This window comes from Escherichia sp. E1V33 (assembly GCF_004211955.1).
Classification (GTDB): domain Bacteria; phylum Pseudomonadota; class Gammaproteobacteria; order Enterobacterales; family Enterobacteriaceae; genus Escherichia.
The window spans coordinates 204,302-226,407 of the sequence record NZ_RHJI01000010.1 but is presented as its reverse complement, the minus strand read 5'-3'; the positions used below and the strand labels follow the sequence as shown (position 1 = coordinate 226,407).

The 22,106-nt window shown below is 48.5% G+C and carries 24 protein-coding genes and 3 tRNA genes; 22 read left to right on the top strand and 5 right to left on the bottom strand.

The features are described from left to right. Positions 1 to 56 precede the first annotated feature (56 nt). From pgsA to yecA, 5 genes are all read left to right on the top strand, one after another. Positions 57 to 605, top strand: a complete 549-nt coding sequence (gene pgsA / locus D9742_RS09240) for a CDP-diacylglycerol--glycerol-3-phosphate 3-phosphatidyltransferase (protein ID WP_001160187.1) — start codon at positions 57 to 59, stop codon at positions 603 to 605. 151 nt (positions 606 to 756) lie between these two features. Beyond that, positions 757 to 832, top strand: a tRNA-Gly gene (locus tag D9742_RS09235). 54 nt (positions 833 to 886) lie between these two features. Beyond that, positions 887 to 960, top strand: a tRNA-Cys gene (locus D9742_RS09230). An 11-nt stretch (positions 961 to 971) separates the two neighbouring features. Continuing rightward, a tRNA-Leu gene (locus D9742_RS09225) sits at positions 972 to 1,058 on the top strand. A gap of 193 nt (positions 1,059 to 1,251) precedes the next feature. Then, positions 1,252 to 1,917: a UPF0149 family protein YecA gene (gene yecA, locus D9742_RS09215; protein ID WP_130236706.1), complete on the top strand. Its 666-nt coding sequence runs from the start codon at positions 1,252 to 1,254 to the stop codon at positions 1,915 to 1,917. Between the two features lie 104 nt (positions 1,918 to 2,021). On the opposite strand, the gene tyrP is transcribed toward yecA, so the two are convergent. Continuing rightward, positions 2,022 to 3,233 carry a tyrosine transporter TyrP gene (tyrP, locus tag D9742_RS09210; RefSeq protein WP_130236705.1) on the bottom strand — a complete coding sequence of 404 codons (1,212 nt, stop codon included), beginning with the start codon at positions 3,231 to 3,233 and terminating at the stop codon, positions 2,022 to 2,024. A 189-nt stretch (positions 3,234 to 3,422) separates the two neighbouring features. Here tyrP and D9742_RS09205 point away from each other — a divergent pair, with 189 nt between their 5' ends. Then, complete coding sequence (locus tag D9742_RS09205) at positions 3,423 to 3,662, top strand: YecH family metal-binding protein (RefSeq protein WP_064529312.1); 240 nt, start codon at positions 3,423 to 3,425, stop codon at positions 3,660 to 3,662. Between the two features lie 37 nt (positions 3,663 to 3,699). Here D9742_RS09205 and ftnA read toward each other — a convergent pair whose 3' ends face one another. Together ftnA and yecR are read right to left on the bottom strand one after the other, a co-directional pair. Then, positions 3,700 to 4,197 (bottom strand): non-heme ferritin, encoded by a 498-nt coding sequence (gene ftnA, locus D9742_RS09200; protein WP_000917207.1) that lies wholly within the window; start codon positions 4,195 to 4,197, stop codon positions 3,700 to 3,702. A gap of 178 nt (positions 4,198 to 4,375) precedes the next feature. Continuing rightward, on the bottom strand, positions 4,376 to 4,699 hold the full coding sequence (gene yecR, locus D9742_RS09195; protein ID WP_130236704.1) for a YecR family lipoprotein: 324 nt from the start codon (positions 4,697 to 4,699) through the stop codon (positions 4,376 to 4,378). 253 nt (positions 4,700 to 4,952) lie between these two features. Here yecR and azuC point away from each other — a divergent pair, with 253 nt between their 5' ends. Both azuC and yecJ read left to right on the top strand, forming a co-directional pair. Continuing rightward, entirely contained in the window at positions 4,953 to 5,039 is an 87-nt protein-coding gene (gene azuC, locus D9742_RS09190; RefSeq protein WP_010723106.1) for a stress response protein AzuC, read from the top strand. Positions 5,040 to 5,153: 114 nt separating this feature from the next. Beyond that, positions 5,154 to 5,405 (top strand): DUF2766 family protein YecJ, encoded by a 252-nt coding sequence (yecJ, locus tag D9742_RS09185; RefSeq protein ID WP_130236703.1) that lies wholly within the window; start codon positions 5,154 to 5,156, stop codon positions 5,403 to 5,405. Between the two features lie 81 nt (positions 5,406 to 5,486). Here yecJ and D9742_RS09180 read toward each other — a convergent pair whose 3' ends face one another. Then, positions 5,487 to 5,990 (bottom strand): non-heme ferritin-like protein, encoded by a 504-nt coding sequence (locus tag D9742_RS09180; protein WP_130236702.1) that lies wholly within the window; start codon positions 5,988 to 5,990, stop codon positions 5,487 to 5,489. A gap of 792 nt (positions 5,991 to 6,782) precedes the next feature. On the opposite strand from D9742_RS09180, the gene araF reads away from it, so the two are divergent. The 5 genes from araF to otsA all read left to right on the top strand — a co-directional run bounded on the left by araF (position 6,783) and on the right by otsA (position 12,735). Next, positions 6,783 to 7,772, top strand: a complete 990-nt coding sequence (araF, locus tag D9742_RS09175; RefSeq protein ID WP_130208541.1) for an arabinose ABC transporter substrate-binding protein AraF — start codon at positions 6,783 to 6,785, stop codon at positions 7,770 to 7,772. 70 nt (positions 7,773 to 7,842) lie between these two features. Continuing rightward, positions 7,843 to 9,357 (top strand): arabinose ABC transporter ATP-binding protein AraG, encoded by a 1,515-nt coding sequence (gene araG, locus D9742_RS09170; RefSeq protein WP_130236701.1) that lies wholly within the window; start codon positions 7,843 to 7,845, stop codon positions 9,355 to 9,357. A gap of 14 nt (positions 9,358 to 9,371) precedes the next feature. After that, a complete protein-coding gene (araH, locus tag D9742_RS09165; RefSeq protein ID WP_001563512.1) occupies positions 9,372 to 10,358 on the top strand; it encodes an arabinose ABC transporter permease AraH in 987 nt (328 codons plus the stop codon). A 162-nt stretch (positions 10,359 to 10,520) separates the two neighbouring features. Continuing rightward, positions 10,521 to 11,336, top strand: a complete 816-nt coding sequence (gene otsB, locus D9742_RS09160) for a trehalose-phosphatase (RefSeq protein WP_130236700.1) — start codon at positions 10,521 to 10,523, stop codon at positions 11,334 to 11,336. Next, the gene (gene otsA, locus D9742_RS09155) at positions 11,311 to 12,735 is read left to right on the top strand and encodes an alpha,alpha-trehalose-phosphate synthase (protein WP_130236699.1); all 1,425 of its coding nucleotides are present in this window, start codon (positions 11,311 to 11,313) and stop codon (positions 12,733 to 12,735) included. Before otsB ends, otsA begins: the two co-directional genes overlap by 26 nt. A gap of 6 nt (positions 12,736 to 12,741) precedes the next feature. On the opposite strand, the gene uspC is transcribed toward otsA, so the two are convergent. Next, complete coding sequence (gene uspC / locus D9742_RS09150; RefSeq protein WP_130236698.1) at positions 12,742 to 13,170, bottom strand: universal stress protein UspC; 429 nt, start codon at positions 13,168 to 13,170, stop codon at positions 12,742 to 12,744. A gap of 779 nt (positions 13,171 to 13,949) precedes the next feature. On the opposite strand from uspC, the gene flhD reads away from it, so the two are divergent. From flhD to cheR, 9 genes are all read left to right on the top strand, one after another. Continuing rightward, complete coding sequence (gene flhD / locus D9742_RS09145; protein WP_130208529.1) at positions 13,950 to 14,300, top strand: flagellar transcriptional regulator FlhD; 351 nt, start codon at positions 13,950 to 13,952, stop codon at positions 14,298 to 14,300. 2 nt (positions 14,301 to 14,302) lie between these two features. Further along, a complete protein-coding gene (gene flhC / locus D9742_RS09140; RefSeq protein ID WP_130236697.1) occupies positions 14,303 to 14,881 on the top strand; it encodes a flagellar transcriptional regulator FlhC in 579 nt (192 codons plus the stop codon). Between the two features lie 124 nt (positions 14,882 to 15,005). Further along, entirely contained in the window at positions 15,006 to 15,893 is an 888-nt protein-coding gene (gene motA, locus D9742_RS09135; protein WP_130208527.1) for a flagellar motor stator protein MotA, read from the top strand. Continuing rightward, complete coding sequence (gene motB / locus D9742_RS09130; RefSeq protein WP_130236696.1) at positions 15,890 to 16,816, top strand: flagellar motor protein MotB; 927 nt, start codon at positions 15,890 to 15,892, stop codon at positions 16,814 to 16,816. The genes motA and motB overlap by 4 nt, the downstream gene beginning before the upstream one ends. A 4-nt stretch (positions 16,817 to 16,820) precedes the next feature. Then, positions 16,821 to 18,785, top strand: coding sequence for a chemotaxis protein CheA (cheA, locus tag D9742_RS09125; protein ID WP_130236695.1), 1,965 nt, complete (start codon positions 16,821 to 16,823; stop codon positions 18,783 to 18,785). A 21-nt stretch (positions 18,786 to 18,806) separates the two neighbouring features. Further along, positions 18,807 to 19,310 carry a chemotaxis protein CheW gene (cheW, locus tag D9742_RS09120; RefSeq protein ID WP_130236694.1) on the top strand — a complete coding sequence of 168 codons (504 nt, stop codon included), beginning with the start codon at positions 18,807 to 18,809 and terminating at the stop codon, positions 19,308 to 19,310. 145 nt (positions 19,311 to 19,455) lie between these two features. After that, positions 19,456 to 21,111, top strand: a complete 1,656-nt coding sequence (gene tar / locus D9742_RS09115) for a methyl-accepting chemotaxis protein II (RefSeq protein ID WP_130236693.1) — start codon at positions 19,456 to 19,458, stop codon at positions 21,109 to 21,111. Beyond that, the gene (locus D9742_RS23155; protein ID WP_165382777.1) at positions 21,111 to 21,248 is read left to right on the top strand and encodes a hypothetical protein; all 138 of its coding nucleotides are present in this window, start codon (positions 21,111 to 21,113) and stop codon (positions 21,246 to 21,248) included. Before tar ends, D9742_RS23155 begins: the two co-directional genes overlap by 1 nt. Beyond that, complete coding sequence (cheR, locus tag D9742_RS09110) at positions 21,245 to 22,105, top strand: protein-glutamate O-methyltransferase CheR (RefSeq protein WP_130236692.1); 861 nt, start codon at positions 21,245 to 21,247, stop codon at positions 22,103 to 22,105. The genes D9742_RS23155 and cheR overlap by 4 nt, the downstream gene beginning before the upstream one ends. Position 22,106 lies beyond the last annotated feature (1 nt).

Genomic DNA, 22,106 nt, shown 5'->3' with positions numbered 1-22,106 from the left:
TGTCTCTGTAGCAACATAAGGGTAATCTTACTGACAACAGATAGTTACCCGTCATTATGCAATTTAATATCCCTACGTTGCTCACACTGTTCCGTGTCATCCTTATCCCATTCTTTGTATTGGTTTTTTATCTACCTGTTACCTGGTCACCGTTTGCTGCCGCGCTCATTTTCTGCGTCGCGGCGGTGACTGACTGGTTCGATGGTTTTCTGGCGCGTCGCTGGAATCAAAGTACCCGTTTTGGTGCCTTCCTGGATCCAGTAGCAGACAAAGTGCTTGTCGCCATCGCCATGGTACTGGTAACCGAGCATTATCATAGCTGGTGGGTGACCTTACCGGCGGCAACGATGATCGCCCGTGAAATTATCATTTCCGCTCTGCGTGAATGGATGGCTGAACTCGGTAAACGCAGCAGCGTGGCCGTATCCTGGATTGGTAAAGTTAAAACGACTGCCCAGATGGTCGCGCTGGCCTGGTTGCTGTGGCGCCCGAATATTTGGGTTGAGTACGCCGGGATTGCCCTTTTCTTTGTGGCTGCGGTGCTGACACTCTGGTCAATGTTGCAATATTTGAGCGCTGCACGCGCGGATTTGCTTGATCAGTGATCGTTTCGACGCAAATTTCAGCAAACGATCAAAAGTGGTGAAAAATATCGTTGACTCACCGCGTCAGGTAAGTAGAATGCAACGCATCGAACGGCGGCACTGATTGCCAGACGATAATAAAATCAAGTGATTAGCTGATTGCTTGATGAATGCGGGAATAGCTCAGTTGGTAGAGCACGACCTTGCCAAGGTCGGGGTCGCGAGTTCGAGTCTCGTTTCCCGCTCCAGTTTAAAAGACATCGGCATTAAGCGGGTGTCTGGCTGAAAAGCCTGAAGAATTTGGCGCGTTAACAAAGCGGTTATGTAGCGGATTGCAAATCCGTCTAGTCCGGTTCGACTCCGGAACGCGCCTCCAATTTTTCCCGAGCCCGGATGGTGGAATCGGTAGACACAAGGGATTTAAAATCCCTCGGCGTTCGCGCTGTGCGGGTTCAAGTCCCGCTCCGGGTACCATGGGAAATATAAGAATAATCAAAGCAATAAGCAGTGTCGTGAAACCACCTTCGGGTGGTTTTTTTGTGTCTGCAACTTGTCGTTACACCCTCTCTGATTTTTAATCTCCGGGTAATCCACTCGAAAAGTATCTCTATGCCAGACCGACATGTAAGATAGGCGCTGGCGAGTCGAGATCCACAAGGAAAAGCGTATGAAAACTGGACCGTTAAACGAAAGTGAGTTGGAATGGCTGGATGATATCTTGACCAAATACAACACAGACCACGCAATCCTTGATGTGGCAGAGCTGGATGGTTTGTTGACGGCGGTGTTGAGTTCTCCGCAAGAAATTGAACCAGAACAGTGGCTGGTTGCTGTGTGGGGTGGGGCGGATTATGTGCCACGCTGGGCGTCAGAGAAAGAGATGACGCATTTTATGAACCTGGCGTTTCAACATATGGCCGATACTGCAGAGCGCCTCAACGAGTTCCCGGAACAGTTTGAACCGTTATTTGGTCTGCGAGAAGTTGACGGTAGCGAGCTGACGATTGTCGAAGAGTGGTGCTTTGGCTATATGCGTGGCGTTGCGCTTTCTGACTGGTCAGCATTGCCTGACTCATTAAAACCGGCGCTTGAAGCGATTGCGCTGCACGGTACTGAGGAAAACTTCGAGCGAGTAGAGAAGATGTCGCCAGAAGCGTTTGAAGAAAGCGTGGATGCCATTCGACTGGCGGCGCTTGATTTGCATGCTTACTGGATGACGCATCCTCAGGAAAAAGCTGTTCAGCAACCGATTAAAGCTGAAGAAAAACCAGGTCGTAACGATCCTTGCCCATGTGGTAGTGGCAAGAAATATAAGCAGTGCTGCCTGCATTAAGAGGCTATATTGGGTGCCAGAATTAACTCTGGCACCTATGTTTTGTGGGCTTGATAAGGATGTGGACAGAAGACTGGACTATGTCCATATACACGGCAAAGCGTTTATCCCACTTCTGGCAACAATCCTGCCGCAATCAAAAATTGCACGCCAATCACACCAATGCCACAGATAAACACCAACACCAGTGCTGGACGACCACCTTTCACCCGATAACTTGCTTGTGGATTATGCTTTCTGCTCTGCCAGGTCAGCAATGAAGGAATTATCAACGCCAGTACTGCCAGCGCCACGCCAGCATACCCGAGCGCCATTACAAAACCACGTGGATAAAACAGCGCGAACGCCAGTGGCGGCAGAAAGGTAATTGCGCCGGTTTGCAGTCTTCCACCAACGGTATTGGAACGCTGAAACAAATCCGCCAGATAATCAAATAAGCCTAACGCTACGCCAAGGAAAGATGTGGCGAGGGCTAAATCAGCGAATAAATGCACTGCCAGCTCGACATGTTGCGAGGCCACCACTTCGCGTAATGCCTGTAGCAATCCGTTTAATCCAGCATGATTCGCCAGCAGTCCCATAAAGGTTGTTGAATCAATGCTGCCCAACGTCGCCAGTTGCCAGAAAATATACGCCACCAGAGGGATCGCGCTACCGGTAATAAACACCCAGCGCAATTTACGAATGTTGCCATCCATATAACTGACGATGCTCGGCACGCTACCGTGAAAACCAAATGAGGTAAAAATTACCGGAATTGCTGACAATGCCAGCCCCTGTTGCAGCGGCAGCGTTAGCAGATTGATTTTATGAATATGTGGTAGCAGCAATACCAGCATCAGTACCAAGAAAATAATCTTGGCGCTGAACAGAAAACGGTTAAATAAATCGACCAGCGATGTCCCAACACAAACCACACCACCGGCAACAAAAGTAAACAACAGCACACCCGCAGTTGTGGTCATTGAAATACCAGTCCAGTCGCTGATGCTGGAGGCAAGTAATTCACCGGCACCGCTGATATATGCTGCGGTCAGGGCATACATTAAAAACATCATACTGACGCCGGTCAGCAACTGACCGTAGCGGCCCAGATAGCGTTTTGCCAGCGTGCCTAAACCGGTATCTGCAGGGACATGCTGATACACTTCCAGCAGTAACAGCGCGGTGTAACACATTAAAGCCCACAGGCCAATTAACAATGTCAGAGTGACTGTAAAACCGACGCCAGCCGCTGCCAGCGGCATTGCCAGCATACCTGCGCCAATAGTGGTTCCCGCAACGATAAAAACACTTCCCAGAGTTCTGTTTTTCACGCTTTCTTCTGTCCTGACGATCTTTATGAGTGATATCTGCGGCGCAGGTTAAGGTATTATCCATACTTCGTCAAATCGGCGTTACATATGGTGTAAATAAAAATGTACGGTAAATGCATTCAGACCTGCGCTGGCGCAAAGCCATAAGACGCGGGGATCGTTACGCTATGCCTTTTTTGAGGAGGAACGATGGAATCTATTCACGGTCATGAAGTGTTAAATATGATGATTGAATCAGGTGAGCAATATACGCACGCCAGTCTGGAAGCGGCGATCAAAGCGCGTTTTGGTGATCAGACACGTTTTCATACTTGCTCGGCTGAAGGGATGACCGCGGGAGAGTTGGTAGCTTTTCTGGCGGCAAAAGGCAAATTTATTCCCTGCGAAGAAGGGTTCTCAACCGATAAAAGTAAGATTTGCCGTCACTGATATGAAAAGGCGGCAGAATATCTGCCGCCGGAGAAGATTAGTTTTGTGCGTCGAGGGTAGAGAGTTCTTTATCGATGAAATAAAGTCCTTCGCCGCTTTTCCCCGCCAGGCTCAATTTATCAATAATCGATTTGAACAATTTTTCTTCTTCGTGTTGCTCAGATACATACCATTGCAGGAAATTGAACGTTGGGTAGTCCTGGTTGGTCATTGCAGCATGAGCCAGTTCGTTAATTTTTTGCGTAATTAATTGTTCGTGCTTATAGGTTTCCTGGAATAATTCATCAAGTGAAGAATATTCAGCAAACGGTGATTCAACGGTATTAATTCGCGGTAAATTCCCGGTGTCGGTCAGGTAATCAAACAGACGTTGCATATGCGTCATCTCTTCCTGGGCATGGCGACGCAGAAACGCGGCAGCACCTTCGAAGGTGTGATAGCTGCACCATGCGCTCATTTGCTGATAAAGCAGTGAAGAGTAGAGCTCCAGGTTCATCTGCTCATTAAGTTTTTCAATCATTTCTGGTTTCAGCATGATAGTGCTCCACAAAGGTTATATTTGTTGCTGTGGCGCCACTATAATTTGTTATTTTATTATTTGCAAAAGGTAAAATATTAAAGGCAATTATTAAAAATGCGAATGTGAATAAAACGCATTAACGCTATTTGAGATGGTAATTAACCAGCGAAGCATCCCTCGCTGATTAAAATCTTTATTGATAAGCAGAGGGGGTTAAGTATCGGCACTGATACGACAGCGTAAATTGCGTATTCAGACATAATGATCCTGCAAACAAACTACAGTTACTTACAGGTTGCCCAAACGCAAAGGCGCGGGTAAATCCAACCTGCTGACATGCGCGGTTCGCTATTCCCTGATCGAGATAGTTGTCAGTGCGGGCGTGTTGTAAAAAAGCCTGATTATAAACGAGGCGGACAATGCCACTCGTGGCGTCAACATCGCTCAGGTGAGCCTGACGAGTTACGGTACAGCCCGCTACTGTTAAAAGTGAAAAAATAATGATCAGATGTTTCATGTCACAACCTGGAGAGGGAGAAGAAACAGGTATTGTACTTGTGGACACAGTCAGGTTATGGACAGAAAAGACGACGGATTAGCGCTATACCTTGCTTTCTTCAGAACGCACACATCATGTGGTTATCATTTATGTAACATTAAAGAGGTATTTATGTGATTTACATCACATAAAGATTGATTTTTGTGATGGGTGTCATATTATGGGTAGCGAGATCAATAACACCTGCATAACAAATAATCGGAGTGGCGCGATGAAACTGCGTAAAATCCTGAAAAGCATGTTTAATAATTATTGCAAGACGTTCAAAGATGTACCGCCAGGCAATATGTTCAGATAATAAAAAACCTGCTCCGGCAGGTTTTTTTATACCCTGATGCAGGCTGATGTGACTATCGTTGAGGAAGGGAAGCCGCTACTATAACGGCTTTCAAAATGCTATCAGGAGTTTAGGATGTCCCAGCCGCTGAATGCCGATCAGGAACTGGTTTCTGATGTTGTTGCTTGCCAGTTGGTGATCAAACAAATTCTCGACGTGCTCGATGTGATCGCGCCTGTTGAGGTTCGTGAAAAAATGTCCAGCCAGCTGAAGAATATTGATTTTACTCACCATCCGGCTGCTGCCGACCCAGTCACTATGCGTGCTATTCAAAAAGCCATCGCGTTGATTGAGCTAAAGTTTACCCCACAAAGCGAATCCCATTAAAAAACCGCTGCCTCAGTGATGTAAGGCAGCGGTTTTCACTGTTTTTTGTATTACGGCGCATCTTTTCATGCGCCGATTTTATTAATGTATCTGATGCGACACGACATTCAGAACATGCTGGTCGGTCTGGACAGGGCACATACCGGCCAGTTTCGCACTGCGCACTTCGTCCAGAATGGTTTGCAGTAAGAGGCCATCGTGCTGCAGTTCTTTTTCCAGATCGTGCAGGAAATCGACAGTAGAATCATCATTCAATTCTTTAGCTTCACTTGCTAATTGCGCCAGCGTGCTTGCACGCTGTTCATATTCTTCCAACGTTTTTTGGAAGAGTTCTTCCAGAGAGTTCAGTTTTTCGCCAGGTACATCAATGGCTTTAACGATGGGCGTCGCCCCGACGCTTTTCATGAAGTTAAACATGCGCATCATTTGAGTCACGTTACTTTGTGCCTGGGAGCGAAGAAAAGTCGCGGTGCCATTCAGACTTTGTTCAGAACACCAGTTGCTCAGGTGAAGGTAGAGATTGGATGCATAAAACTCGCGGTTCATTTGGGTGTTGAGTTTGAGAAGCATTCCAGTGGTTGCCATACCTAATATCCTTATATCCAGAAGACGAGAGGTGCAAGATAAATCAAAACACCATAATTACTGTTTGCAGAATAATTCCTTTCTGCGGGTCCGAAATGTGATCCTGGAGTCAATTCTGACGATGATCTGAAATAAGCATAACGCCTGAAGGATTATAAGAAAATCCTTAAATCACCAAGTTTATATTTTTTTACATTTCATTGATTAGAGTTATTGATTTGCAATAACTCTCAATGTTGTAAATTTGTATATCTTGTTGATATTAAATTAATTTATCAATATCATGATGATGTTCTCATATTTTCAGGTATTTTTTCAGTTTTGGGATGAAGCTCGCATTATGGATTTATTCATTAATTAATGAAGGTGGTAATAATTAATAGCGAAATGAATTTTGCGTGGAGTTTTGATACTTCTTACCTCATTCACCATTCACCTGTAATGAGCAGCATCTTACTCGAGCAAATTAGATTAAAAAGAAGACACGCCAGCGCTATCAAATGATGCCACAAGGATTTCCAGGCTAATCTTATGGATTAATCTGCTAAGCCCCCTCTCATTTGTCATACAATTAGCGTCTTCCGTATGTTTTTTATTGCTAAATTTATGCACGTTCTCACTGTAATTCTGCGGTGTGATATTGCTCTCCTATGGAGAATTAATTTCTCGCTAAAACTATGCCAACACAGTCACTTATCTTTTCGCCAAAGGTAATGCTTTGTTTTCCGATTGAATTAACGAAAGTTCTCAGGTTTTGCCCTACACAAAATGATGCTAAAGCTGGAGATAACCATGCACAAATTTACTAAAGCTCTTGCAGCCATCGGTCTGGCTGCCGTTATGTCACAATCCGCTATGGCGGAAAATCTGAAACTCGGTTTCCTGGTGAAGCAACCAGAAGAACCGTGGTTTCAGACTGAATGGAAGTTTGCCGATAAAGCCGGGAAAGATTTAGGCTTTGAAGTTATTAAGATAGCCGTACCTGATGGCGAAAAAACGCTGAACGCTATTGATAGCCTGGCAGCCAGTGGCGCGAAAGGTTTTGTTATCTGTACTCCAGACCCGAAACTGGGTGCAGCCATCGTGGCGAAAGCGCGTGGCTACGATATGAAAGTTATTGCCGTGGATGATCAGTTTGTTAATGCCAAGGGTAAGCCGGTTGATACCGTACCGTTGGTGATGATGGCGGCGACGAAAATTGGCGAACGTCAGGGCCAGGAACTGTATAAAGAGATGCAGAAACGTGGTTGGGATGTGAAAGAAAGTGCCGTAATGGCGATTACTGCCAACGAACTGGATACCGCCCGTCGTCGTACTACCGGTTCTATGGACGCGCTGAAAGCCGCCGGATTCCCGGAAAAACAAATTTATCAGGTTCCTACCAAATCTAACGATATTCCAGGGGCGTTTGACGCCGCTAACTCCATGTTGGTTCAGCATCCTGAAGTTAAACACTGGTTGATCGTCGGTATGAACGACAGCACCGTGCTGGGTGGCGTACGCGCGACGGAAGGTCAGGGCTTTAAAGCAGCAGATATTATCGGTATCGGTATTAACGGTGTGGATGCGGTGAGCGAACTGTCAAAGGCACAGGCTACAGGCTTCTATGGTTCACTGCTGCCAAGCCCGGACGTTCATGGCTATAAATCCAGCGAAATGCTCTATAACTGGGTAGCAAAAGACGTTGAGCCGCCAAAATTCACCGAAGTTACCGACGTAGTGCTGATCACGCGTGACAACTTTAAAGAAGAACTGGAGAAAAAGGGTTTAGGTGGTAAGTAATCTGCCGGAAAAATTCCCCTCTGCGCTATGCAGAGGGGGTGTAAAACGACCAGTGATTCACGGAGACGTTATGCAACAGTCTACCCCGTATCTCTCATTTCACGGCATTGGTAAAACCTTTCCAGGCGTTAAGGCGCTTACGGATATCAGTTTTGACTGTTATGCCGGTCAGGTTCATGCGTTGATGGGTGAAAATGGCGCCGGAAAATCAACACTCTTAAAAATCCTTAGTGGAAACTATGCGCCAACCACGGGTTCTGTAGTGATTAATGGGCAGGAAATGTCCTTTTCCGATACAACCGCTGCACTGAATGCGGGTGTCGCGATTATTTACCAGGAACTGCATCTCGTGCCGGAAATGACCGTCGCGGAAAACATCTATCTCGGCCAGCTTCCTCATAAAGGCGGTATCGTGAATCGTTCACTGCTGAATTATGAAGCTGGGATACAGCTCAAACATCTGGGTATGGATATTGACCCGGATACGCCGCTGAAATATCTCTCCATTGGGCAATGGCAGATGGTTGAAATTGCCAAAGCTCTGGCACGTAACGCCAAAATTATCGCTTTTGATGAACCAACCAGTTCCTTATCTGCGCGTGAAATAGACAACCTGTTTCGCGTCATTCGTGAACTGCGAAAAGAGGGGCGGGTGATCTTATACGTTTCTCACCGTATGGAAGAAATTTTTGCCCTCAGTGATGCCATCACTGTCTTTAAAGATGGTCGTTACGTCAAAACCTTTACCGACATGCAGCAGGTAGATCATGACTCGCTGGTACAGGCCATGGTCGGTCGCGACATCGGCGATATCTACGGCTGGCAACCACGCAGCTATGGCGAGGAGCGCTTGCGTCTGGATGCAGTAAAGGCACCTGGCGTGCGTACGCCAATAAGCCTGGCTGTTCGCAGTGGCGAAATCGTCGGTTTGTTTGGTCTGGTGGGGGCAGGGCGTAGCGAATTAATGAAAGGCATGTTTGGCGGTACGCAAATTACCGCCGGTCAGGTTTATATCGACCAACAGCCGATCGATATCCGTAAACCGGGCCACGCCATTGCTGCTGGCATGATGCTCTGCCCGGAAGATCGCAAAGCAGAAGGCATTATTCCAGTGCATTCGGTGCGCGACAATATCAACATCAGCGCTCGTCGCAAACATGTGCACGGCGGTTGTGTGATCAACAACGGCTGGGAAGCCAATAATGCCGATCACCACATTCGTTCTCTCAACATCAAAACGCCAGGTGCAGAGCAATTGATTATGAATCTCTCCGGCGGTAATCAGCAAAAAGCCATTTTGGGGCGCTGGTTATCTGAAGAGATGAAAGTCATTTTGCTTGATGAACCTACGCGCGGCATCGATGTGGGGGCTAAGCATGAAATTTATAACGTGATTTACGCACTGGCGGCGCAGGGCGTGGCGGTACTGTTTGCCTCCAGCGACCTGCCTGAAGTCCTTGGTGTTGCCGATCGCATCGTAGTTATGCGGGAAGGTGAAATCGCCGGTGAATTGCTACACGAGCAGGCAGATGAGCGTCAGGCACTGAGCCTTGCTATGCCTAAAGTCAGCCAGGCAGTTGCCTGAGTAAGGAGAATAAGATGTCTTCTGTTTCTACATCGGGTTCTGGCGCACCTAAGTCGTCATTCAGCCTCGGACGTATCTGGGATCAGTACGGTATGCTGGTGGTGTTTGCAGTGCTTTTTATCGCCTGTGCCATCTTCGTACCGAACTTTGCCACCTTTATTAATATGAAAGGGCTGGGACTGGCAATCTCCATGTCGGGGATGGTGGCTTGTGGCATGTTGTTCTGCCTTGCTTCCGGTGACTTTGACCTTTCTGTCGCCTCCGTAATTGCCTGTGCGGGTGTCACCACGGCGGTGGTTATTAACCTGACTGAAAGCCTGTGGATTGGCGTGGCAGCGGGTTTGTTGCTGGGCGTTCTCTGTGGCCTGGTCAATGGCTTTGTTATCGCCAAACTGAAAATAAATGCTCTGATCACGACACTGGCAACGATGCAGATTGTTCGAGGTCTGGCGTACATCATTTCAGACGGTAAAGCGGTCGGTATCGAAGATGAAAGCTTCTTTGCCCTTGGTTACGCCAACTGGTTCGGTCTGCCTGCGCCAATCTGGCTCACCGTCGCATGTCTGATTATCTTTGGTTTGCTGCTGAATAAAACCACCTTTGGTCGTAACACCCTGGCGATTGGCGGGAACGAAGAGGCCGCGCGTCTGGCGGGTGTACCGGTTGTTCGCACCAAAATTATAATCTTTGTTCTCTCGGGCCTGGTATCAGCGATAGCCGGAATAATTCTGGCTTCACGTATGACCAGTGGGCAGCCAATGACGTCGATTGGTTATGAGCTGATTGTTATCTCCGCCTGCGTTTTAGGTGGCGTTTCTCTGAAAGGCGGCATCGGAAAAATCTCATATGTGGTGGCGGGTATCTTAATTTTAGGCACTGTGGAGAACGCCATGAACCTGCTTAATATTTCTCCGTTTGCACAGTATGTTGTTCGTGGCTTAATCCTGCTGGCTGCAGTGATCTTCGACCGTTATAAGCAAAAAGCGAAACGCACTGTTTGATGCTTTATCCGATAATTATTTAGTTCCAAAATCCTCCACAGCCAACCGCTACAACGGTTGGCTGTTCTTTTTACCAATGGCGAGCCTCGTCACACTGTCTATACTTACATGACTGTAAAGCGCATTCTGCGCGAACAATAAAAAGATAAGGAGGAGTACCGGGTGACAGAACCGTTAACCGAACCCCCTGAACTATCCGCGAATTATGCCTGGTTTTTTGATCTCGATGGAACGCTGGCGGAAATCAAACCGCATCCCGATCAGGTCGTCGTACCTGAAAATATTCTGCAAGGACTTCAGCTGCTGGCAACCGCAAGTGATGGTGCATTGGCATTGATATCAGGGCGCTCAATGGTAGAGCTTGACGCGCTGGCGAAACCTTATCGCTTCCCGTTAGCGGGGGTACATGGGGCGGAGCGCCGTGACATCAATGGTAAAACGCATATCGTTCATCTGCCGGATGCGATTGCGCGTGATATTAGCGTGCAACTGCATACGGTCATCGCCCAGTATCCCGGTGCGGAGCTGGAGACGAAAGGGATGGCTTTTGCGCTGCATTATCGTCAGGCTCCGCAGCATGAAGACGCATTAATGACATTAGCGCAACGTATTACTCAGATCTGGCCACAAATGGCGTTACAGCAGGGAAAGTGTGTTGTCGAGATCAAACCGAGAGGTACCAGTAAAGGTGAGGCGATTGCCGCATTTATGCAGGAAGGTCCCTTTATTGGCCGCAAACCCATTTTTTTAGGCGATGACTTAACCGATGAATCTGGCTTCTCGGTCGTTAACAGGCTGGGCGGAATGTCAGTGAAAATTGGCACAGGCGCAACTCAGGCATCATGGCGGCTGGCGGGCGTGCCGGATGTCTGGAGCTGGCTTGAAATGATAACCAACGCATTACAACAACTAAAAAGAGACAATAAAAGAGACAATAACAGGAGTGATGACTATGAGTCGTTTAGTCGTAGTATCTAACCGGATTGCACCACCAGACGAGCACGCCGCCAGTGCCGGTGGCCTTGCTGTCGGCATACTGGGGGCACTGAAAGCCGCAGGTGGACTGTGGTTTGGCTGGAGTGGCGAAACAGGGAATGAGGATCAGCCGCTAAAAAAGGTGAAAAAAGGAAATATCACCTGGGCCTCTTTTAACCTCAGTGAAAAGGATCTCGACGAATACTACAACCAATTCTCCAATGCTGTTCTCTGGCCCGCATTTCATTATCGACTCGATCTGGTGCAATTTCAGCGTTCCGCCTGGGAAGGCTATTTGCGCGTGAATGCCTTGTTGGCAGATAAATTACTACCTTTGCTGGAAGACGATGACATTATTTGGATCCACGATTATCACCTGTTGCCATTTGCGCATGAACTCCGCAAACGTGGCGTGAATAATCGCATTGGTTTCTTCCTGCATATTCCTTTCCCGACACCGGAAATCTTCAACGCGCTGCCGACTTATGACACGTTGCTTGAACAGCTTTGTGATTATGATTTGCTGGGGTTTCAGACAGAAAACGATCGCCTGGCGTTTCTGGATTGTCTTTCCAACCTGACGCGCGTCACGACGCGTAGCTCGCGCAATCATACGGCCTGGGGCAAGGCATTTCGCACCGAAGTTTATCCTATTGGTATTGAACCGGATGAAATAGCCAAACAGGCAGCCGGACCGCTGCCGCCAAAACTGGCGCAATTAAAAGCGGAGCTGAAAAACGTACAAAACATCTTTTCTGTCGAACGGCTGGATTATTCCAAAGGTCTGCCTGAGCGTTTTCTCGCCTATGAAGCCTTGCTGGAAAAATACCCGCAGCATCATGGCAAAATACGTTATACCCAGATAGCGCCAACCTCGCGTGGTGATGTGCAGGCGTATCAGGATATTCGTCATCAACTGGAAAATGAAGCCGGGAGGATTAACGGAAAATATGGGCAATTAGGCTGGACACCGCTTTATTATCTGAACCAGCATTTCGACCGCAAATTACTGATGAAAATCTTCCGCTATTCCGATGTCGGATTAGTGACGCCGCTGCGTGATGGGATGAATCTGGTGGCGAAAGAATATGTCGCCGCCCAGGATCCTGCCAATCCAGGCGTACTGGTACTTTCACAATTTGCGGGGGCGGCAAATGAACTGACGTCAGCGTTAATCGTTAACCCATACGATCGTGATGAAGTCGCGGCGGCGTTGAATCGGGCATTGACCATGTCGCTGGCGGAACGTATTTCCCGTCATGCGGAAATGTTGGAAATTATCGTGAAAAACGATATTAACCACTGGCAGGAGTGCTTTATTAGCGACCTAAAGCAGATAGTTCCGCGCAGCGCGGAAAGCCAGCAGCGCGATAAAGTTGCGACCTTTCCAAAGATGGCGTAATTGCGGTTAATCTCCCATAAGCGGAACTAACAGCACATCAACCTCACTTGAGGCAATCACACTTTTCGCCGAGCAGGATGCTCGCGAAAAGAAACTGTGATTATGATTACCGCAAATCACCAAATCGAATTTATGTTTACGGCAGACCGCCAGAATATGTTCGCTCAGCTCTCCGTAAGCTATAAACTTTTCTTCTACGGGATATCCCGCATCCTGAATTAATTTGTCCAGAAAGTTTTGTGTTTCTTCATGCATCACACTGCGTAAATCCTCAAGCATCGGCGCGGCTAATTGATTGTACATTTCTGGATCGGAAGCGAGAGTGATTAAACTGATCCGCCCATTAACGGGACGGGCGATAGATACCGCTTTTGCTAACAGTTGCTGGCTTTCCGGTGAGACAGCAACGGCAACAAGAATATTGTTATAGCTCATAACCTGCTCCTTATTCTATGAACTTCAGGTGAGATCACAGCTTTACCCTGAATGAGGTACATATGCAATAACAACTTGGTCAAAAAGGAAAATATTAGCATGGTTATTAATAAATATAATTAATTAATGGCGTGATGTTACTATGTGGTCATGCGGGTGATGATGAGGAAGTGGAGAAATTGATTTCTCTCATTAAACAAATGGTTAATGATAATAAAACATATTATTAACATTAAGGTTGTTGACAGTCGTAATTTTTATTAAATGGAGTCGCATTATTTAATTAACTGTTTTTAAATGATTTATAGGGCTCAAAGATATTTATACCATATCCTGTATATGGTTATTCACGGTGATTTATATTAACAGTGCGCAACATCTCAATTTTATCCTTCCACATCATTTTTGCTGACAGATAAGCTGAAAAAATTTTTAACAGAATGAAATATGCGCAAAACAAAAGTATGACTTATACATTAATGTTAAGTAATTGAGTGTTTTGTGTGATCTGTGTCACACATTGTCGAAAATCGCGGCTCCGCTCCGTTGTATGTGAGAGTGGTGACGAGTACAGTTGCGTCGAATTAGGAAAAATCTTAGATAAGTGTAAAAAGCATCACTCTGTGTAAGATGTGTTTCACCTCTTATGATGTCTGTGTGTTTTTTCGTTGATCGCTACTATTCCATTTTTATTTACTTTTTACCGGGATTTCCCGGCGACATCACGGGGTGCGGTGATACCGCATAAAAAATAAAGTTAGTTATTCTGGGTGGGAATAATGCATACCTCCGAGTTGCTGAAACATATTTATGACATTAACTTGTCATATTTACTTCTTGCACAGCGTCTGATTGTTCAGGACAAAGCGTCCGCCATGTTTCGTCTCGGTATTAATGAAGAAATGGCAACAACGCTGGCGACGCTGACTCTTCCGCAAATGGTTAAACTGGCCGAAACCAATCAACTGATTTGTCAATTCCGTTTTGACAGCCACCAGACTATTAACCAACTGACGCAGGATTCCCGTGTTGACGATCTCCAGCAAATTCACACCGGAATTATGCTTTCCACGCGTTTATTGAATGATGTTAATCAGCCCGAAGAAGCACAACGTAAGAAAAGGGCCTGATCATGAGTGAAAAAAGCATGGTTCAGGAAGCCCGTGATATTCAACTCGCAATGGAGTTGATAACCCTGGGCGCTCGTTTGCAGATGCTGGAAAGCGAAACACAATTAAGTCGCGGACGTTTGATCAAGCTCTATAAAGAGCTGCGCGGAAGCCCGCCTCCGAAAGGTATGTTACCGTTCTCTACCGACTGGTTTATGACCTGGGAACAAAATGTTCATGCCTCGATGTTCTGTAATGCATGGCAGTTTTTACTGAAAACCGGGTTATGTAATGGCGTCGATGCGGTAATTAAAGCCTATCGTTTATACCTCGAACAGTGTCCACAAGCAGAAAATGGACCGCTGCTGGCGCTAACTCGCGCCTGGACTCTGGTGCGATTTGTCGAAAGTGATTTACTACAACTTTCCAGCTGCAACTGCTGCGGCGGTAATTTTATCACCCATGCTCATCAACCTGTCGGCAGTTTTGCCTGCAGCTTATGCCAACCGCCATCGCGCGCCGTAAAAAGACGTAAACTTTCTCAGAACCCTGCCGATATTATCCCTCAACTGCTGGATGAACAGAGAATACAGGCTGTTTAACCCATACGGTGTGGCGAAACACTCCTGCAGCGGTAAGCAATTGCCGCTGCTTATTTTCTCCAGCCGTAAGGTCACGTCTGCCGACTGAACATCCTGTCATGGTCAACAGTGGAAGGATGATGTCGTGCTTATCTTATTAGGTTACCTGGTTGTTCTCGGTACAGTTTTCGGCGGTTATTTGATGACCGGTGGAAGCCTTGGAGCACTCTATCAACCCGCTGAACTGGTGATTATTGCCGGTGCAGGCATTGGGTCGTTTATCGTCGGCAACAATGGTAAAGCAATCAAAGGTACGCTGAAGGCGCTGCCATTATTGTTTCGTCGCTCTAAATATACCAAAGCAATGTATATGGATTTGCTGGCGCTGCTTTACCGTCTGATGGCGAAATCGCGGCAAATGGGCATGTTCTCACTGGAACGCGATATTGAAAATCCTCGAGAGAGCGAGATCTTCGCCAGTTATCCACGCATCCTCGCAGATGCCGTTATGCTGGATTTTATCGTCGATTATCTGCGCCTGATTATCAGCGGCCACATGAATACTTTTGAAATCGAAGCGCTGATGGACGAAGAGATAGAAACGCACGAAAACGAGGCGGAAGTCCCGGCGAACAGCCTGGCGTTGGTCGGAGACTCTCTTCCTGCGTTTGGTATTGTTGCGGCCGTAATGGGGGTGGTGCACGCATTAGGTTCAGCCGATCGTCCTGCCGCCGAGTTGGGGGCGCTCATCGCACATGCGATGGTGGGGACTTTCCTCGGTATCTTATTGGCTTACGGGTTTATTTCCCCATTGGCGAGTGTTTTGCGCCAGAAAAGCGCCGAAACCAGCAAAATGATGCAGTGCGTCAAAGTCACACTGCTTTCTAATCTGAACGGTTACGCACCGCCTATCGCCGTTGAATTTGGTCGCAAAACGCTCTATTCCAGCGAACGTCCGTCGTTTGTTGAACTGGAAGAGCATGTGCGCGCGGTGAAAAATCCGCAACAGCAGACGACAACCGAGGAAGCATGAAGAATCAAGCGCATCCGATTATTGTCGTCAAACGACGCAAAGCGAAAAGTCACGGGGCAGCACATGGTTCGTGGAAAATTGCTTATGCTGACTTTATGACCGCGATGATGGCTTTTTTTCTGGTGATGTGGCTTATCTCCATCTCCAGCCCAAAAGAGCTGATTCAGATTGCGGAATACTTCCGTACGCCGCTGGCGACCGCGGTAACGGGCGGAGATCGAATTTCTAATAGCGAAAGCCCAATTCCCGGCGGTGGTGATGATTTCACCCAAAGCCAGGGGGAAGTGAATAAGCAGCCGAACATTGAAGAGCTGAAAAAACGCATGGAGCAAAGTCGGCTGCAGAAATTGCGTGGCGATCTCGACCAGCTTATTGAATCAGACCCGAAACTACGGGCGATGCGCCCGCATCTCAAAATCGATCTGGTGCAGGAAGGTTTACGTATCCAGATAATTGATAGCCAGAATCGCCCGATGTTTAAAACCGGCAGTGCTGACGTCGAACCCTATATGCGCGACATTCTGCGCGCCATTGCGCCCGTGCTGAACGGTATTCCTAACCGCATCAGCCTTTCCGGTCATACCGATGATTTCCCTTATGCCAATGGTGAGAAAGGTTACAGCAACTGGGAGCTTTCCACTGAACGCGCCAATGCGTCGCGCCGTGAGCTAATGGTGGGAAGTCTGGCTGATGGCAAAATTTTACGTGTTGTCGGCATGGCGGCGACTATGCGCTTAAGCGATCGCGGCCCGGATGATGCCGTTAATCGTCGAATCAGTCTGTTGGTACTGAATAAACAAGCCGAACAGGCCATTTTGCATGAAAACGCCGAAAGCCAGAATGAGCCGGTAAGCGTCCTGGAAAAACCAGGGGTAACACCGCAGGTCAGTGTTCCCAAAATGCCATTAGCCGAACCGAGGTGACAGCGTGAGCATGGATATAAGCGATTTTTATCAGACATTTTTTGATGAAGCGGACGAACTGTTGGCCGATATGGAGCAGCATCTGCTGAATTTACAGCCAGAAGCGCCAGATGCCGAACAATTGAATGCCATCTTTCGTGCAGCTCACTCCATTAAAGGAGGGGCGGGAACCTTTGGCTTTAGCGTATTGCAGGAAACCACGCATTTGATGGAAAACCTGCTCGACGAAGCCAGACGCGGTGAAATGCAGCTTAACACCGACATTATCAATCTGTTTTTGGAAACGAAGGACATCATGCAGGAACAGCTCGACGCTTATAAACAGTCGCAAGAGCCAGATGCCGCCAGCTTTGACAATATCTGCCAGGCCTTACGTCAACTGGCAATAGAAGCGAAAGGCGAAACGGCACCCGCCATGACCCGTTTAAGTGTGGTTGCCAAAAGTGAACTGCAAGATGAGCAGAGTAACAGTGAGTCGCCGCGACGAATTCTACTTTCGCGTCTGAAGGCGGGAGAAGTCGAACTGTTGGAAGAAGAGCTGGGCCATCTGACAACGTTAACTGATGTGATGAAGGGGGCGGATTATCTCTCGGCAATATTATCGGGCGACATGGAGGAAGATGACATCAAAGCGGTGCTCTGTTTTGTGATTGAGGCCGATCAGATTACCTTCGAAACAGTAGAGTCCGCGCCCAAAATATCCCCGCCACCGGTACTTAAACTGGCAGCCGAACAAGCACCAGCAGGGCGAGTGGAACGGGAAAAACCGTCGCGCGGCAGCGAATCCAGCAGCATCCGCGTGGCGGTTGAAAAGGTTGATCAATTAATTAACCTCGTCGGCGAGTTGGTTATCACCCAGTCCATGCTTGCCCAGCGTTCCAGCGAACTGGACCCGGTGAATCATGGGGATTTGATTACCAGCATGGGGCAGTTACAACGTAACGCCCGCGATTTGCAGGAATCAGTGATGTCGATTCGCATGATGCCGATGGAATATGTCTTTAGCCGCTATCCCCGGCTGGTGCGCGACCTGGCGGGTAAACTTGGCAAACAGGTGGAACTGACGCTGGTGGGCAGTTCCACCGAACTCGACAAGAGTCTGATAGAACGCATTATCGACCCGCTGACCCACCTGGTACGCAATAGCCTCGACCACGGTATTGAACAGCCAGAAAAACGACTCGCTGCCGGTAAAGATAGCGTTGGAAATTTAATCCTGTCTGCCGAACATCAGGGCGGCAACATCTGCATTGAAGTGACCGACGACGGGGCTGGACTAAACCGTGAGCGGATTCTGGCAAAAGCCGTCTCGCAAGGTCTGAGCGTTAGCGACAACATGACTGACGACGAAGTGGCGATGTTGATATTCGCCCCTGGTTTTTCCACGGCGGAGCAGGTCACCGATGTCTCCGGGCGCGGCGTCGGCATGGATGTCGTCAAGCGTAACATCCAGGAGATGGGCGGCCACGTTGAAATCCAGTCGAAGCAGGGCGTTGGCACCACAATCCGCATTTTACTGCCGTTGACGCTGGCGATCCTCGACGGCATGTCCGTACGCGTTGCTGACGAAGTTTTCATTCTACCGCTGAACGCCGTCATGGAATCACTACAACCTCGTGAAGCCGATCTGCATCCACTGGCAGGCGGCGAACGGGTGCTGGAAGTGCGGGGTGAATATCTGCCCATCGTCGAACTGTGGAAAGTGTTCAACGTCGCGGGCGCGAAAACCGAAGCCACCCAGGGAATTGTGGTGATCTTACAAAGTGGCGGTCGCCGCTACGCCTTGCTGGTGGATCAGTTAATTGGCCAACATCAGGTGGTGGTTAAAAACCTTGAAAGTAACTATCGCAAAGTCCCTGGAATTTCTGCTGCAACCATTCTTGGTGACGGCAGCGTGGCACTGATTGTTGATGTCTCCGCCTTGCAGGCGATAAACCGCGAACAACGTATGGCGAATACCGCCGCCTGATTGACTAAAAAGGGAATAAATATGACCGGTATGACAAATGTAACAAAGCTGGCCAGCGAACCGTCAGGCCAGGAGTTTCTGGTATTTACCCTCGGTGACGAAGAGTACGGCATCGATATTCTGAAAGTGCAGGAGATCCGTGGCTACGATCAGGTCACGCGAATTGCCAATACGCCAGCGTTTATCAAAGGCGTCACTAATCTGCGCGGCGTTATTGTGCCGATTATCGACTTGCGTATTAAGTTCAGCCAGGTGGATGTGGAGTATAACGACAACACGGTGGTTATCGTTCTGAATCTTGGGCAGCGGGTGGTCGGTATTGTGGTAGATGGCGTTTCAGATGTTCTTTCGTTGACGACGGAACAAATTCGCCCGGCACCGGAATTCGCTGTGACGCTTTCCACAGAATACCTCACCGGTCTGGGGGCGCTGGGCGATCGCATGCTCATTCTGGTTAATATCGAAAAACTGCTTAATAGCGAAGAGATGGCGCTGTTGGATACTGCGGCATCAGAAGTCGCATAATTTTTCCCGCTGTACTCAAATGAAATGGGCCCGATACCCTGCACATCGGGTTTTTCATTTTAATTTCGCCATGACTGGCATCAGAAATAAAGTTTCCCACCTTCCTGCCGATAACGAAAACAACTTGTTTTCAGGAAGGTGCCTTATGATTAACCGTATCCGCGTAGTCACGCTGTTGGTAATGGTGCTGGGGGTATTCGCACTGTTACAGCTTATTTCCGGAAGTCTGTTTTTTTCTTCTCTTCACCATAGCCAGAAAAGTTTTGTGGTTTCCAATCAATTACGGGAACAACAAAGCGAGCTGACCTCAACCTGGGATTTAATGCTGCAAACGCGCATTAACCTGAGTCGTTCAGCGGTGCGGATGATGATGGATTCATCCAATCAACAAAGTAACGCCAAAGTTGAATTACTTGATAGCGCCAGGAAAACATTGGCCCAGGCTGCAATCCATTATAAAAAATTCAAAATCATGGCGCCGTTACCTGAAATGGTCGCTACCAGTCGTAATATCGACGAAAAATATAAAAACTATCACACAGCATTAACAGAACTGATTGATTATCTTGATTATGGTAATACTGGAGCCTATTTCGCTCAGCCAACCCAGGGAATGCAAAATGCGATGGGCGAAGCCTTTGCCCAGTACGCCCTCAGTAGTGAAAAACTGTATCACGATATCGTCACTGACAACGCAGATGATTACCGATTTGCCCAGTGGCAACTGGTGGTTATCGCCCTGGTGGTGGTATTGATTCTGCTGGTGGCATGGTACGGCATCCGCCGCATGCTACTTAACCCATTAGCGAAGATCATTTCTCACATCCGGGAAATTGCTGGTGGCAATCTGGCGCATACCCTCAGCATTGCGGGACGCAGTGAAATGGGCGACCTGGCACAGAGCGTTTCACATATGCAACGCTCTCTGACTGACACGGTCAACCATGTGCGCGAAGGTTCAGACGCTATCTATGCTGGTACACGTGAAATTGCTGCGGGTAATACCGATCTTTCCTCCCGTACTGAACAGCAGGCATCGGCGCTGGAAGAAACGGCCGCCAGCATGGAACAACTCACTGCAACGGTGAAACAGAACGCCGATAACGCCCGTCAAGCCTCGCAACTGGCACAAAGTGCCTCGGACACTGCCCAGCATGGTGGCAAAGTCGTGGACGGCGTGGTGAAAACCATGCACGAAATTGCCGACAGTTCGCAGAAAATTGCCGACATTATTAGTGTTATCGATGGCATTGCTTTCCAGACCAATATCCTGGCACTAAACGCGGCTGTTGAAGCCGCCCGAGCAGGGGAACAGGGGCGTGGGTTTGCCGTGGTGGCGGGCGAAGTGCGTAATCTCGCCAGTCGCAGCGCCCAGGCGGCAAAAGAGATCAAAGCGCTGATAGAAGACTCCGTCTCCCGCGTTGATACCGGTTCAGTGCTGGTAGAAAGTGCCGGGGAAACCATGACTAATATTGTCAATGCCGTCACCCGCGTTACTGACATTATGGGCGAGATTGCCTCGGCATCGGATGAACAGAGTCGCGGCATCGATCAAGTGGCGCTGGCGGTATCGGAAATGGATCGCGTCACCCAACAAAACGCATCGCTGGTGCAGGAATCTGCCGCAGCGGCGGCGGCCCTTGAAGAGCAGGCCAGCCGTTTAACGCAAGCAGTTTCCACATTCCGTCTGGCTACCAGCTCGCAAACGAATAAACCACAATCCCGTCCTGCCACTGAACAACCACCGGCACAGCCGCGACTGCGTATTACTGAACAAGATCCAAACTGGGAAACATTTTGATGAGTATTTACTCACTTGGTCATTTCAGCCAGATGGATCAGGTGATGCAACAAAACGTCGCACTGGCAGAAGAGGCAGCTGCAACGGTACAACGGGTGAATCAGTGGTTTCCTGAAGTGACTGAGAAGGCGCTATGACATCATCTCTGCCCTGCGGGCAAACGTCTTTATTGTTACAGATGACCGAGCGCCTGGCGCTTTCCGACGCGCATTTTCGGCGGATAAGTCAATTGATCTATCAACGTGCGGGGATAGTCCTGGCTGACCACAAACGCGACATGGTTTACAACCGCCTGGTGCGACGTTTGCGCTCGCTGGGGCTGGCAGACTTCGGCCATTATCTGAATTTACTGGAATCTAATCAGCACAGCGGCGAGTGGCAGGCGTTTATTAACTCACTGACCACAAATCTGACGGCATTTTTCCGCGAGGGGCATCATTTCCCATTGCTCGCGGAGCACGCCCGCCATAGCTCTGGCGAGTATCGCGTATGGAGTGCGGCGGCATCGACAGGTGAAGAACCATACAGCATTGCCATGACGCTGGCGGACACGCTGGGTACCGCGCCCGGACGCTGGAAAGTGTTCGCCAGCGATATCGACACCGAAGTGCTGGAGAAAGCCAGAAGCGGTATTTATCGCCATGAAGAGCTGAAAAAACTGACGCCGCAACAACTTCAGCGCTATTTCATGCGCGGCACGGGGCCGCATCAGGGGCTGGTGCGTGTGCGTCAGGCACTGGCGAACTCAATCGATTTTTCCCCGCTGAATTTGCTGGCGAAACAGTACGCTGTGCCGGGGCCGTTCGATGCGATCTTTTGCCGTAACGTCATGATCTACTTCGATCAAACGACCCAGCAGGAGATTTTGCGCCGCTTTGTACCGCTGCTTAAACCTGACGGATTATTGTTTGCGGGTCACTCTGAAAACTTTAGCCACCTTGAGCGCAGCTTCACATTGCGTGGTCAGACGGTGTATGCGCTAAGTAAGGATTAAC

Coding starts and splice junctions, on each gene's coding strand:
- yecJ (WP_130236703.1), top strand. CDS start 5,154: ATGTCCCAGCCGCTGAATGCCGATCAGGAACTGGTTTCTGATGTTGTT.
- araH (WP_001563512.1), top strand. CDS start 9,372: ATGTCTTCTGTTTCTACATCGGGTTCTGGCGCACCTAAGTCGTCATTC.
- araF (WP_130208541.1), top strand. CDS start 6,783: ATGCACAAATTTACTAAAGCTCTTGCAGCCATCGGTCTGGCTGCCGTT.
- yecA (WP_130236706.1), top strand. CDS start 1,252: ATGAAAACTGGACCGTTAAACGAAAGTGAGTTGGAATGGCTGGATGAT.
- uspC (WP_130236698.1), bottom strand. CDS start 13,170: ATGAGCTATAACAATATTCTTGTTGCCGTTGCTGTCTCACCGGAAAGC.
- otsA (WP_130236699.1), top strand. CDS start 11,311: ATGAGTCGTTTAGTCGTAGTATCTAACCGGATTGCACCACCAGACGAG.
- yecR (WP_130236704.1), bottom strand. CDS start 4,699: ATGAAACATCTGATCATTATTTTTTCACTTTTAACAGTAGCGGGCTGT.
- cheW (WP_130236694.1), top strand. CDS start 18,807: ATGACCGGTATGACAAATGTAACAAAGCTGGCCAGCGAACCGTCAGGC.
- cheR (WP_130236692.1), top strand. CDS start 21,245: ATGACATCATCTCTGCCCTGCGGGCAAACGTCTTTATTGTTACAGATG.
- azuC (WP_010723106.1), top strand. CDS start 4,953: ATGAAACTGCGTAAAATCCTGAAAAGCATGTTTAATAATTATTGCAAG.
- D9742_RS23155 (WP_165382777.1), top strand. CDS start 21,111: ATGAGTATTTACTCACTTGGTCATTTCAGCCAGATGGATCAGGTGATG.
- pgsA (WP_001160187.1), top strand. CDS start 57: ATGCAATTTAATATCCCTACGTTGCTCACACTGTTCCGTGTCATCCTT.
- araG (WP_130236701.1), top strand. CDS start 7,843: ATGCAACAGTCTACCCCGTATCTCTCATTTCACGGCATTGGTAAAACC.
- D9742_RS09180 (WP_130236702.1), bottom strand. CDS start 5,990: ATGGCAACCACTGGAATGCTTCTCAAACTCAACACCCAAATGAACCGC.
- ftnA (WP_000917207.1), bottom strand. CDS start 4,197: ATGCTGAAACCAGAAATGATTGAAAAACTTAATGAGCAGATGAACCTG.
- motB (WP_130236696.1), top strand. CDS start 15,890: ATGAAGAATCAAGCGCATCCGATTATTGTCGTCAAACGACGCAAAGCG.
- flhD (WP_130208529.1), top strand. CDS start 13,950: ATGCATACCTCCGAGTTGCTGAAACATATTTATGACATTAACTTGTCA.
- flhC (WP_130236697.1), top strand. CDS start 14,303: ATGAGTGAAAAAAGCATGGTTCAGGAAGCCCGTGATATTCAACTCGCA.
- tar (WP_130236693.1), top strand. CDS start 19,456: ATGATTAACCGTATCCGCGTAGTCACGCTGTTGGTAATGGTGCTGGGG.
- D9742_RS09205 (WP_064529312.1), top strand. CDS start 3,423: ATGGAATCTATTCACGGTCATGAAGTGTTAAATATGATGATTGAATCA.